Here is a 12553-nt window from a genome sequence, read left to right on the forward strand (position 1 = left end):
CCCCCATGCTTCTTTCCCTTATGCTTTACACTTTTACCGCAGTTAAACTTACCTTTAATTAATAATCACGGCTATATTTCTCGTTAAACTCCTCACTTAACTTTTGCAATTCCTCTGACATTTGGAACTGAATATCACTATCAATTCTATTACCATAAACCTTTGGCACTAATTTGCTTGCTAGCCATTTGCGAGTATCTATTTTCAACCTGGACCTATTTATAGAAGAATTATTCGTCACTACAGTACCATCTTCATGTATAAAATAATCATTGGATTCATCATCAGAAATTTCAAGTATTTCGTCTATTAATAATTCAATTTGACATATCTTTGCTTGCGCGTACTGCTCGGAAAATTCAGGGTATTTTTTTAGCCAAGCGAATAAGGTGTCTTGGCAAGGCCAATGCATATTCTCTTTACACAGAACTCTAATCCCTTTACTTGTAGAAGCGATGGCATTGCATATTTCTTCCACCAATTCAGAGTTATATTTCGTGGGACGTCCTACTTTTGATGATGTTTTAGTCATTTTAACCTCCCTGGTTCGACATAACACCTGAAAAATCTTAGCAATATTTTACAAAAAAAACTCTATTTAGTCGCGTAATATCTAGTTTATTACCCCTTACGAAATACCAATTATTACGTACATGAATGTTATAATTTATTCATAGAAAAAAGTTTTATTATGTATGTCTTACAAGTCTTGATGTCTTTTGAAAAGACATGCAAGACATGAAGACATGGATGTGACAATTAATTACATTGTCTAATTTCCCACGAGATGTAGCTACCCACTTTTCCTAAACTACGACACTCAATTCCCATTTGCCGTAATGCAGGTGCTGCTCGTCGTAACGCATCGCCAAAACCTTTAGGTGACCTCGGCCAACTATCGGAACCATTCGGCTTAAACATTTCTACCTGAGCAAATAATACTTTAAGAGGTAAATCAGTTTTTTGGCGGTTACGCTTATCAAACCACTCAATCAATGCCGATGCTGCTGGACTCGCATCAATTGTACGGACAATCGATTCATGACGACAGGCATTGAAAGCTTCAAAGAACTCCTCGCTAGTTTGGCCCATTACTTCAGCAATTGCCATTCCCAGCCGCGTAAACTCAATTAACCGCGGACAATTTTTTGAAATTAATTGGATCATTGGTAAACGCGTGAGTGATTGGACAAAAATATCCAAAAGCGCACCTAGTAATATGGGATGTTTTTTTTCATAAGTACTCAAAATTTCATTGATTTCAGTTCTTTTAGTAATAACTGGAGTTTCAATTGAAATGGCCCTATCAATTAAATCTTGCGCAGTGATCGCTGCACTAATCCCGTTGAGAATTACGGGACGCTTTGCATTGATAACAGATTCATCCGCATCGCTATATAATTTTCGTTTTGCAAAACCGCCTCCAGTTGCCAATACACACAAAGTATCCTGCATTGGCGCCGATAAGTGACTAATATTTTCGTAACTGACTACCCAATTTACACCCGCACTAACAAAAATATCTTCTGTTGTTTTAGGGGCTGCACGAAGATCGCAAGCATTAGGATCTATTAGTCGTCGTAGCACCATTTGCGTTGTACTTTTTGCACTTCCTTGTTCTCCAATCAGCTCTAGCACGGGGAAAGGGGTATCTGGTCTTAAAGACTCAATTAACCAAGTTATAACTAAAAGCCGATCATTCTCTGGAATATTAACCATTTGCCACAACGAAGATAAATCATATCCTCCGATGGGAATAGGTAATTGTCGCATTGTTTCGGGACGCAAAAATCTTACGGGAGGATTGTTTATTAGTTTCCACTCCCCGGGTATTATCTGAATTGCTAAACTTTGCCCACATCCACCAAGATCAAGATAATATGCATTTTCATACTTAGCTACACGAATATGTACCTCTCGACATTCTCCTTTGAATCGTGCTATACCGCCTAGCGTACTCAGAGCTTCTCGGACTGATTGATCACGAGGTGATTTCCCAGTTTTTTCATAATAATTTGAAACTAACCAATCCTTAAATACCCTGCTATCTAGACGACGTGTTTCCCTAGTCAATAAATCTTGAGCATAAACATCTGAGTTTTTATCATGAAACAATTCCATATGCTCTATAACAAAGTTTACAATAGTAGATGCTTGGTTTTCTCGATGAGACTTCTCTGCAGTAATAGTATCTAGCTCGTGGGTCTCTGCCTCTGAAGCAGATAAGTCAATGAGGGGAAGATACGCAATTTCTTTATCAGTAGCTTGAGGATTCATTCTTAACCAATCTACAGCATCTCCTTTAGGTGGCAAATTTAATGCGTCCACATTAACTTGCCACAGCTTACATCCAAGTAACCGTAGTTCAGAAATAACAGCCTTTGCAAATCGTTCACCCGCATTATCATTGTCAGGCCAAATGATTACTTCTCTTCCTGACAATGGTTGCCAATCAGTTGTAATCACAGAATCAGCACTACCACTTGTCAAGGAAAGAACTCCCAAATGGCTTAACGCATCAGCACACCATTCTCCCTCCACAATCCACACTAAGGCCTCTGATTGCTCAGCTAAATTATGTAAATTATAAAGGGGTTTTTTATTCAAAAATTTTGGTTCACCCAGGGAAAAGCCTTTACCTTCAATCCATCTCATAGGTCGAATCCATTTTTCACCAGTTGCATGATTTTTTAAACGTATTCGCCAATAGATGGGGATACCTTTGAAATCTTTATATTCATGCAGAGCTTCTTGTTGGAAACCTTCATTAATTATTTTTTGGGTTAATTTTGATACAGAATTTTGAAGTTCTTCGGGTAAAAAATTCATTGCTGATCCTCCCAAGCTCCAAGCTCTTTAACTGCGGTAATAAAATCAAGACCATGAAGCCGCATATGGAATGCTAAAACATCTCCTCCATGCGCACCACAAGCCATACAACGAAATCCTCCTGAATTTAAGTTTAAGCGTAAGCTAGGTTTTGTATCTGGATGAAACGGACAAAGTGCATTCTTCCACTCACCATACCCATTGATTTTCAAACCTTGCTCCCGAAAATATTGACTAGGATTTGGCAATAACTCCCGATTAAATTTCTTTTGGAAAACATTCTTTTTGTTAAACATGATTAGTTTCTCCATAATTTTTTCGAGCAGCCTCTAGGTGACAAACCAGAGCACGGATTTCTTCATCAGTTTTACCTGCAATCCTTGCAGCATTTAATGCCGTAACCTCATGAGCAGGCCAGCCAACTGTGCGAGCACCTAAGCTAATGGGCTTTGTCCATAAACCTTGGGATATTCGGAGATAGAGAGTACTACGAGGTAATCCACTGGATATTTTTACAGCGGGTAATCTTAAGATTGTATTAGTCATGTTTGTGTTTCCTTAAAGGTTATTAAACATGACTTAAAGTAAATTAGGTAAGAATTTGTCACATTATTTGTCATAAACAAAATTTATGGCAAACGTATCTTATTGATTTTAAAGTTAATTATTGAACAGGTCTGTCAGAACATTTTTTATTACTTCTGCTTTGCGTTCATCTCGAACAATATTCTCTTTAACCCAATCTTTTTTATGCTCCTGTGTAATTTTATTACCTCTTTTTTTACAGTTCTCCATCCAAATGGGGTAGTCTGTAGCAGCCTTTTCTACCTGAGAAACAAATTCAGTCCAATATTTACTTTTTGATAACATAGCACTTTTATAACTAGCCAAGGTCTTAGGGAAAATTAGATCATATTGTGATTGCAAAATACACATATCTAAATAACCAATCCGAGTAAACCTATTACTGATCGTTGGAGATGAAGCCTCCAGATTAATTTCTGTCCTTCTTGGAATTGCTCGACGTATCTTTTCTATATCCCCAATTTTTAATAAACGAGGAATATCAGTGCCAGTATCAATTATATACACTTGCACCTCACCCCTTAATGCCTTGGGTATTACTATTTCAGCCTCGACCTTATTCAAAAGAATTAAATTTGTAGAATCCATGGTTAACTCTCTTAAGTTAATTTTTAAGTAAATCTAAATAATTTGCCCAATCCTGCATCATTTTTTTTCGCTCAGGTAAATGAGCTGTACGGTTATATGCCCGACCATTAGGATCTCGCACTGCGTGCGCCAGCTGATGCTCGATAATGTCTGGTCTTACTCCAAGAACTTCATCTAACAATGTCCGTGCAGTTGCTCTAAAGCCATGGCCCGTAGCTTCTTCTTTACTAATGTCTAATCTGCGTAAAGCAGCCAAAATGGCATTATCACTCATTGGGCGATCCTTACTTCTTGCTGATGGAAAAACAAAAATGCCATCACCAGTAAGGGGATGAAGTTCTTTAAATATAGAAAGTGCTTGAGTAGCCAATGGGACTATATGGGGAGTATCAGTTTTGGTAACAACGTAACTCCATTGGGCAGCATCGAAATCAATATCTACCCATTTTGCGTGCCGTAACTCACCAGGTCTTACAAACACCAATGGAGCCAAACGTAGGGCACAACGAACAATAAGCGAGCCTTCATAATCTTCAATAATGCGCAACAACTGTCCAAAATGTTTAGGATCCGTTTGCGCCGCAAAATGTTTGGTTTTTACTGGAGGTAATGCTCCCTTCAGATCTTGAGATGAATCTCTTTCGGCACGACCTGTTGCAATCGCATATCTGAATACTTGACCACAATTGCTTAATGCTCGGTGTGCAGTTTCTAATGCTCCACGCTCTTCAATTCGTCGAATTACCGACAGCAACACAGGAGGATTCACTTCAGTGATGGGCTTATTTCCAATCCAAGGGAAAATATCGCGCTCTAAACGCTGAATTATTTTATCCGAATGACTCTTTACCCAATTTGAGGAGAATTTAACAAACCATTCTCTAGCAATTACTTCAAAGCTATTAGATGAGCGTTCATGCTCTACTTTTTTCATGACCTTTCGATGTTCACCGGGATCAATATCATCTGCAAGCAACTTTCTGGCTTCATCGCGTTTATCCCTAGCCTTAGCAAGAGAGACATCAGGATATACCCCCAAGGCCAACAATTTTTCCTTTCCACCAAAACGGTATTTCATACGCCAGTACATACCACCTTTAGGGGTAACATAAAGAAATAAACCTTTTTCATCAGCAAGCTTATAGGCCTTCTCTTTAGGCTTTGCATTAATGATTCGAATATGATTTAACGCCACTTGGGGGTACCTCCTTTTCAATATTGCGATATACCCCAACAAATACCCCCAATATAATTTGGATGTAGGGGGTACTTATTGAATATTAGTGGACGTATAATAGGCTTAAAATATAGTGTTTACAAGGAATTATGGATGTTATCGGATTTTCTTGGAAGGTAAATTGGTGGAGGCGGCGGGAATCGAACCCGCGTCCGCAAGTCCTCTGCCTTCAGCTCTACATGCGTAGCCGTGTCTTTTGATTTAACTGTGCATTCTCCGACGGGCAGGATACTACACAGCGATTCCCTGAATTTCGCGCCTTAATACGGGATGGATTAGGACGCTAGCTTATCTCTTATGACCGTTGATTCGATACCGATAAGCGGGCTCGGTCGAACGGGATACTGGGTTTATTGGCCAGTACACAGTGATGGTTCAACTAAAGTGCTTATTAGGCAGCGATAGCTTCTCCACCAGCAAAGTTTTCATCGTTTGCATTTATATTTAAGTTGAGTCTGATTTACGAGAGTTCTCAATCTCGGCATGCACCTCTGGTTTTGCAACCCACGTCGAAACCAGGTCGCCCCCATTTTTGTACACCTTAATTATAACATATCTGGACGTGGATGAGCAGTCTTTGTGTGAAAATTCGTCGAGGGCTGGGTATGGGTATAGGGGATCCCGCGGACAAGCCGCGGGACGTAGACAAATTAAACAGGGGGACATAGACAAATTAACACGAGGACGTAGACAAATTAAACACGGGACGTAGACACATCAAACGCGGGACAAGACAAATTTAAAAAGGGGTCTTGCCTTAAGGAAGGTCTTAACTAACCCTCTATCCCGTTATGCCGTAAAAATGCATCTACCGTGGCTGGGCGGCCTCGGAACTCTTTATAGGCCTCTGCCGCTTTCTTGGAACTACCTACTTCCAAGATACAGTGCAAAAAGTCATGCCCGGTTTTAGAATTTAAAACGCCCTCTTCTTCAAAACGGGAAAATGCATCGCTGGAGAGCACTTCAGCCCAACTGTAGCTGTAGTAACCTGCGGCGTAACCGCCCCCGAATATATGGCTGAAACTCTGAGGAAAACGATTGTAGGGCATTATCGGGACCACACTGGTTTTAGAGCGGACGTCGGCTAAAACGCTTTCAACAAAGGCTTCTTGTTCTGGGGTATATTCCTGATGAATGCGAAAATCAAAAAGTGAAAATTCCATCTGCCGTGACATGGCCATTGCAGATTGGAAATTTTTTGCCGCAATTACCTTTTCAAAAAGCGATTCAGGCAGGGGTTCTCCGGATTCCACATGTGCAGTCAAAACATCCAACCCTCCTTTCTCCCAACACCAATTTTCAAAAAATTGGCTGGGTAGCTCCACAGCATCCCATTCAACCCCATTAATGCCGGAAGCACCCAAGTAATCCACCTGGGTTAAAATGTGATGTAAACAATGCCCGAATTCATGGAATAAAGTCACCACTTCTTCATGGGATAACATGGCGGGTTTGTTCGCTGAGGCTTTGGCAAAGTTACATGTCAAAGTAGCAATCGGCAATTGGAGGCTGCCGTCGTCTAATCTTCGGCGGCTTTGTAAAGAATCCATCCAGGCGCCGCTGTGTTTGTTTGGTCGGGCAAATAAGTCTGTAAACACATAGCCACGAACCGCGCCATGTTCATCCACCACGCAATAACAGTGGACATCTTTATGCCATATATCCACGCCTTTTATTTCTTCAATGGACATGCCGTAGAGTTTTTTCACCAAATCAAATAAACCTTGCATGACTTTAGGTTGAGGGTAATAAGGGCGTAAATCTTCTTGTGACAAAGTAAACAAAGCTTGTCTTCTTTTTTCCGATAAATAGGCAACATCCCAAGGCTTCACTGGGTTTAACTGGAAATTTTCCTCTGCAAATTGTTGCAGTTGCTTAAACTCATTTTTTGCCTGATTATGGATGCGTTGGATTAAATCCTCCATGAAACCCCTGACTTTACTGGTCGACTCTGCCATTTTGGTGGCAAGAGACAATTCGGCATAATTGTTAAAACCTAAAAGTTGCGCTTTTTCATGGCGCAGCGCCAATATTTCCTGTATTAAAGGTGTGTTGTCATAGGTCGACGCATTAGGGCCTTGGTCTGAGGCTCGGGTAATATAAGCATGATACATTTCTTCGCGTAAGGCGCGATCTTCTGCATAAGTCATGACAGCTTGATAACAAGGATATTCCAAGGTCAGCAAATGTCCTTCCAGGCCTTTTTCGTGTGCCACTTCTTTCGCTGTATGTAACGCATGTTCCGGCAATCCCGCCAGACGTGCAGGGTTTGTGATGTGGAGGGTAAAGGCTTGGGTGGCATCCAAAATATTGTGTTCAAATTTGTTGGTTAATTCATCCAGCCGGGCTTGAATGACTTCAAACCTTTTTTTATGTAGCGCAGCCAAGGCAACCCCGGATAACTCAAAATCACGCAGACTGTCGGCAACCAATTTTTGTTGCACGGGGTTTAATGTGTGGGTGTCTATGGATTTAATGGCTTCGTACAATTCATGATTATGACCCATTGCCGATTCATAAGCTGAGAGTAGCGGCAAGCAGGCATCATAGCACTGACGCAGTTCAGGAGAATCCATGACCCCATGTAAATGAGACATCGGCGACCAAAAACGCTCGAGCTCATCGGCCATATCTTCCAGGGGATACATTAAATTTTCCCATGTGTAATGCGTATTTTCTTTGAGTAAATGCTCCACCTGCCCTAAATGTTTTTTTAACATGGCATCAAGATGGGATTGAAAATGATTGACGTCGATATGGCTAAATTGGGGTAATCCTACGGTTCCTGACATACTTGACCTTTTTTAAAAAAATAGAAGATCTAAAGCATAGCATTCAAATTAGAAAGGCTCTATACCTCAGGGGAATCATTAATAGAGGGTGAATGTTTTGAATTTGTGGAGTCGCTTTTAGGGTATTTGATCTTTGTCTTTCCTGAATGTTGAAATCTGTGTTCAACAAGGGTTATGGATTGCCGGCAGAGATGGATTCCCGCCTGCGCGGGAATGACAGGGATATAGTGATATGGAGTTTATAGAATTGGCATTTATTTTCAGTCATTAGAAAATTTGAATATCAATTATTTTCAATGATTTTGTGCTTTTCGTCTGTTCGACATTTCAATTTAGATTCTGTCCACAAGCATAGTGAAGAAATAAAATAGAGATGGATTCCCGCCTGCACGTGAAAGACAGGGTTTTTTGGATTTGAGTTATAGAAATCTGGGCTCTTCTTTTCATTTACTTAAGAGACATAAATAACTTTTTTGGAAATAATGAGTCTCAACTTAGACTTTTTACACTCAGCATCTGTCATTCCCGCGCAGGCGGGAATCTATTCCTCAAACAAAGTGAAGGATTTATTTGGAAGACGAACTCCACTCTTGCGCGAGAAGGACAGGAATTTATGGACTCGGGGTATTGAAGAATTATTTTCTAATCGCGACGCTTAAATGCAGCAGATGGAATCCTCTATTTCCAACAGCTCCTCTTTATCCTTCTTGGAAAGTTGTTCCAATTCTACGGGTGGATGTTCTTTCGTGTTAAAAAATCCAAGCTTGGACAAAGCAGATGCTTTATCAAATGTATCCTGAGGCCGTCTCCTGGCTATCTCTTCGGTAATTTGGAAATTTGCAAAACAAACCATTACCAAAATCACAGCGCCTATGAAAGGGATAATGGGATTTACCGCAAAGATGGGGAGCGCCATGCACATACCCAAAAGTATAAACGAAGTCGTTGCCACATGGGAGCCCAAACGAAACTGTTCAAAAGCGATTTGTTTGTCGAGGGCTTTAATGTGTTCCCTTATTTGCTTTTCTTCCTGGGGACTGTTTGCTTTCATCGACTCATATTGCGCGCGAAGTTCGTATATTCGGCTCAATTCAATGTATGCCCGGGTGATGGCCAAAAGGACATCAAAAGCAAATACTGCAAGCGACACATAGAATGCAACAGGAGCCAATGCTCCGGTTAGATAAAAAGTATTAATTAAACCTGAGGTGACCCAAACAATATCATTCCCAAATTCAAAATAGCGCCTTTTAATTTGTGCTGAAAATCGTACCGCCCAGCCTAACGATTTCTCTCTGTCATCCATCCACCAACCGGGAACGGAATGCTTAAAAAGTGAATAAAAATTCACGAACAAACGCGGCAACCAAAAAAACCAGCCCAGATGTCTCAACACCGGATCCATCACAGTATCCATGGCACTCACAAAACCGAGATAAGATTTAGAGCCGGTATTCACCGCAGCCAAAAGATCCAGAGCCCGTTTTGAACGGGTAATCAGTAGCCGCCATAAATTGTAATCCATAATTCGATTGCGTAGGTTCTGGGTGAAGGAAAAATTTTCCGGGATGTTTTTTGGATTTTGAGGAAAATCAGGCGTGATTACGTTTAATAATTCACGATAGAGATTTTGTTGTTCTCGTAAGCGAACCACTTCTCTGGGGATGTCCAGGTAGTACTGATAGACATACTCCAAAAGTTCGGCCATCATTAATGCTGCAAGCAATTGCTCGCGTAATTCCTCTTGATCGACTGGTTGGGGCGAAAGAAACTTCGCCCTGAGTTGTTGGCCCAAAAGGCTGTATTCCAGATTCAACACCAAATGCATTGAGATGATTTTACGGTAAAATTCTGGACCCAGCCGTTGAATACTTTCGATGAATGTGCATTTCAATGGATTCTTTATCCGATCCAAAGAAAGCTCAGGAAAAGTTTCTTGTAAATGTCTAATTACCGGGGTCATGATGTCCTAAAATAGGTTTTGCATTTTGGGAGTCAACAAACAAATGTTGCTTTACCTTTTGTTTATTGCCTATAAAAACATTTAACCGTAAAAAAATCGCTCTGATTATATATAAATCTGACACAAAAACAAAATTTATGAACTATTTATTTAAATCGCACTCTTATGGATATCTAAACTTCATCTCCAATCACCTCGTCCCAGACTATCCTGTGTATACTTTAGGTAGAGGAGTAGATCGCTTTAGCTTGCTTATAAAACATGAAAACAGGACAAATTTCAATCTTTTTGAAAAAAAATAGTCAAATTTCGTTTGTTTTCTTGCTGAATGATGTCTTCTGAGCGACAATATCGCACCGAATTAAATGCACAAGAGAAGCCATGAATCCTTCTAAAGAATTAGCTAATGCCATTCGCATGTTAAGTGTAGACGCAGTTGAACAGGCCCAGTCTGGACATCCAGGGATGCCTTTAGGAATGGCCGATATCGCCACTGTTTTATGGACCAGGTTTTTAAAACACAATCCACGAAACCCGCATTGGTTTAACCGCGATCGATTTGTATTGTCTAATGGTCATGGCTCCATGCTGCTTTATTCTTTACTGCACCTGACCGGATATAACTTGTCTTTAAATGATTTGAAAGATTTCCGCCAATTAAATTCCAAAACACCTGGCCATCCTGAATTTGGCCATACTCCTGGTGTAGAAACAACCACGGGCCCTTTAGGCCAAGGCTTGGCAAATGCAGTCGGTATGGCATTGGCAGAACGGGTTCTTGCAACCCATTTCAACCGGGATGGGTTTGATCTGGTAGATCACTATACCTATACCTTTACAGGCGATGGTTGCCTTATGGAAGGCATTTCACACGAAGTATGCTCACTCGCAGGAACCTTAGGCCTCGGTAAGCTGATTGTGTTCTATGACGACAATGGGATTTCCATTGATGGTAAAGTGGAATCTTGGTTTACTGACAATACGGCACAGCGTTTCAAAGCATATCAATGGCAAGTGATCGAAGGAGTCGATGGCCATAATATGGATGAGATTGAACAGGCCATTATTAAGGCACAAGCCAACACCACCCAACCTACCCTGATTATCTGCAAAACCATTATTGGCTTGGGATCTTCGGTAGCAGGCAGTGAAAAAGCCCATGGTTCGGCTTTAGGCGCAAAAGATGTGGCGACTGTCCGTGAATATTTTAATTGGCCGCATGAACCTTTTGCTGTTCCTGATTCGGTTTATCAGCAATGGAATCACATTGAACAAGGCGATAAAGAAGAGCAGCAATGGATAACGCTTTTAAATCAATACCAGCAAAAATTTCCTCAAGAGCACTATGAATTTTTACGCCGCATCAATGGCGATCTTCCTGATGATTGGCAAAGCCATAGCCATGAATTCTTAGAAAAATGTCGAACTAACGATAAAGCCGTAGCCACACGCAAGGCATCACAACAATGTATTGAACATTTTGCGCGTATTTTACCTGAAATGTTGGGCGGATCTGCAGATTTAACCGGCTCAAATAATACCGATTGGTCTGGCAGCAAAGCCATTACTCAAGAAGACTATTCAGGCAATTACCTTTACTACGGGGTGAGGGAATTTGGCATGGCGGCGATCATGAACGGTCTTGCAGTTCATGGAGGGTTTATTCCTTATGGCGGCACATTCCTTGTTTTCGCAGACTATGCGCGAAATGCGATACGTTTAAGTGCTTTAATGAATCAACGCGTTATATATGTCTTTACCCATGACTCCATCGGTTTAGGCGAAGATGGCCCAACCCACCAACCGGTGGAACATGCGTCCATGTTGCGTATGACTCCGGGCATGAGCGTCTGGCGCCCTGCAGATTTAATGGAAACAGCCATTGCATGGAAACTTGCTTTAGAGCATCATAATGGCCCAACATCTTTATTGCTTTCGAGACAGAATTTACCGGCATTGCCCCATGGCGACAAAGCAGCTGAATTAATAAAGAAAGGGGGTTACATCATCACGGATTGCGAAGGCACTCCTGATGCCATATTGATTGCCACGGGATCGGAAGTTCAGCTTGCTATTGCTGCTGCGGAACAAGTGAAATCACGAGGAATTAAAGTCCGAGTGGTTTCCATGCCTTGTGCAGAACGATTCCTGCAGCAAGACCAAAATTATAAAAATGAGGTATTGCCCCAAGACATTACCGCAAGGATCGCAATAGAAGCTGCCAGTTCTGCTTATTGGTATCAATTTGTAGGTTTACAAGGCGCTGTGATTGGATTGGACCGATTTGGCGTCTCCGCTCCAGCGAAGCAGGCATATGAATATTTGGGTATCACCGTAGAAAGAATTATTGAAACGTTGGAAACCTTAGTACAAAAACAATAACAAACTAAGGAATAATTAAATAATTTCCCACCCGCAGCATGGCCGCGGGATGGAAAGAGACTGGATCCCGCGGACAAGCCGCGGGACGTAGGCGTTTAATATGTTGGGACCTATAAATAGGTGGCTTATTATAAATACCAAGCCTACCTTCCGAAATAGGTGACTTATTATAAATAC

General features: G+C 41.1%; 9 protein-coding genes and 1 other RNA gene. 1 reads left to right on the forward strand and 9 read right to left on the reverse strand.

The window, feature by feature from the left end; all coding sequences use genetic code 11:
• Positions 1 to 58 precede the first annotated feature (58 nt).
• The 9 genes from BU07_RS0112355 to BU07_RS0112395 all read right to left on the reverse strand — a co-directional run bounded on the left by BU07_RS0112355 (position 59) and on the right by BU07_RS0112395 (position 9994).
• Positions 59 to 532: a terminase small subunit-like protein gene (locus tag BU07_RS0112355; RefSeq protein WP_031566494.1), complete on the reverse strand. Its 474-nt coding sequence runs from the start codon at positions 530 to 532 to the stop codon at positions 59 to 61.
• A gap of 227 nt (positions 533 to 759) precedes the next feature.
• Complete coding sequence (locus BU07_RS0112360; RefSeq protein WP_051635576.1) at positions 760 to 2829, reverse strand: hypothetical protein; 2070 nt, start codon at positions 2827 to 2829, stop codon at positions 760 to 762.
• Entirely contained in the window at positions 2826 to 3125 is a 300-nt protein-coding gene (locus BU07_RS0112365; RefSeq protein WP_031566497.1) for a CHC2 zinc finger domain-containing protein, read from the reverse strand. Before BU07_RS0112365 ends, BU07_RS0112360 begins: the two co-directional genes overlap by 4 nt.
• On the reverse strand, positions 3118 to 3375 hold the full coding sequence (locus tag BU07_RS0112370; protein WP_031566500.1) for a helix-turn-helix transcriptional regulator: 258 nt from the start codon (positions 3373 to 3375) through the stop codon (positions 3118 to 3120). Before BU07_RS0112370 ends, BU07_RS0112365 begins: the two co-directional genes overlap by 8 nt.
• Before the next feature lie 114 nt (positions 3376 to 3489).
• Complete coding sequence (locus tag BU07_RS0112375; RefSeq protein ID WP_031566502.1) at positions 3490 to 4002, reverse strand: hypothetical protein; 513 nt, start codon at positions 4000 to 4002, stop codon at positions 3490 to 3492.
• A 16-nt stretch (positions 4003 to 4018) separates the two neighbouring features.
• Positions 4019 to 5197, reverse strand: a complete 1179-nt coding sequence (locus tag BU07_RS0112380; protein WP_031566504.1) for a tyrosine-type recombinase/integrase — start codon at positions 5195 to 5197, stop codon at positions 4019 to 4021.
• A 164-nt stretch (positions 5198 to 5361) separates the two neighbouring features.
• Positions 5362 to 5767: a transfer-messenger RNA gene (ssrA, locus tag BU07_RS17295) on the reverse strand.
• A 245-nt stretch (positions 5768 to 6012) separates the two neighbouring features.
• Entirely contained in the window at positions 6013 to 8031 is a 2019-nt protein-coding gene (locus BU07_RS0112385; RefSeq protein ID WP_031566505.1) for a M3 family metallopeptidase, read from the reverse strand.
• A 655-nt stretch (positions 8032 to 8686) separates the two neighbouring features.
• Positions 8687 to 9994 (reverse strand): hypothetical protein, encoded by a 1308-nt coding sequence (locus BU07_RS0112395; protein ID WP_031566507.1) that lies wholly within the window; start codon positions 9992 to 9994, stop codon positions 8687 to 8689.
• A 381-nt stretch (positions 9995 to 10375) separates the two neighbouring features.
• Here BU07_RS0112395 and tkt point away from each other — a divergent pair, with 381 nt between their 5' ends.
• Positions 10376 to 12376 (forward strand): transketolase, encoded by a 2001-nt coding sequence (gene tkt, locus BU07_RS0112400; RefSeq protein WP_031566510.1) that lies wholly within the window; start codon positions 10376 to 10378, stop codon positions 12374 to 12376.
• Positions 12377 to 12553: the final 177 nt, after the last annotated feature.

Source organism: Legionella wadsworthii DSM 21896 = ATCC 33877, assembly GCF_000701265.1.
GTDB classification, from domain to species: domain Bacteria; phylum Pseudomonadota; class Gammaproteobacteria; order Legionellales; family Legionellaceae; genus Legionella; species Legionella wadsworthii.

What these genes read in the sequence shown, in the direction of transcription:
- BU07_RS0112395 (WP_031566507.1), bottom strand. Translation starts at nt 9,994, where the DNA reads ATGACCCCGGTAATTAGACATTTACAAGAAACTTTTCCTGAGCTTTCT.
- BU07_RS0112355 (WP_031566494.1), bottom strand. Translation starts at nt 532, where the DNA reads ATGACTAAAACATCATCAAAAGTAGGACGTCCCACGAAATATAACTCT.
- BU07_RS0112370 (WP_031566500.1), bottom strand. Translation starts at nt 3,375, where the DNA reads ATGACTAATACAATCTTAAGATTACCCGCTGTAAAAATATCCAGTGGA.
- BU07_RS0112365 (WP_031566497.1), bottom strand. Translation starts at nt 3,125, where the DNA reads ATGTTTAACAAAAAGAATGTTTTCCAAAAGAAATTTAATCGGGAGTTA.
- tkt (WP_031566510.1), top strand. Translation starts at nt 10,376, where the DNA reads ATGAATCCTTCTAAAGAATTAGCTAATGCCATTCGCATGTTAAGTGTA.
- BU07_RS0112375 (WP_031566502.1), bottom strand. Translation starts at nt 4,002, where the DNA reads ATGGATTCTACAAATTTAATTCTTTTGAATAAGGTCGAGGCTGAAATA.
- BU07_RS0112360 (WP_051635576.1), bottom strand. Translation starts at nt 2,829, where the DNA reads ATGAATTTTTTACCCGAAGAACTTCAAAATTCTGTATCAAAATTAACC.
- BU07_RS0112385 (WP_031566505.1), bottom strand. Translation starts at nt 8,031, where the DNA reads ATGTCAGGAACCGTAGGATTACCCCAATTTAGCCATATCGACGTCAAT.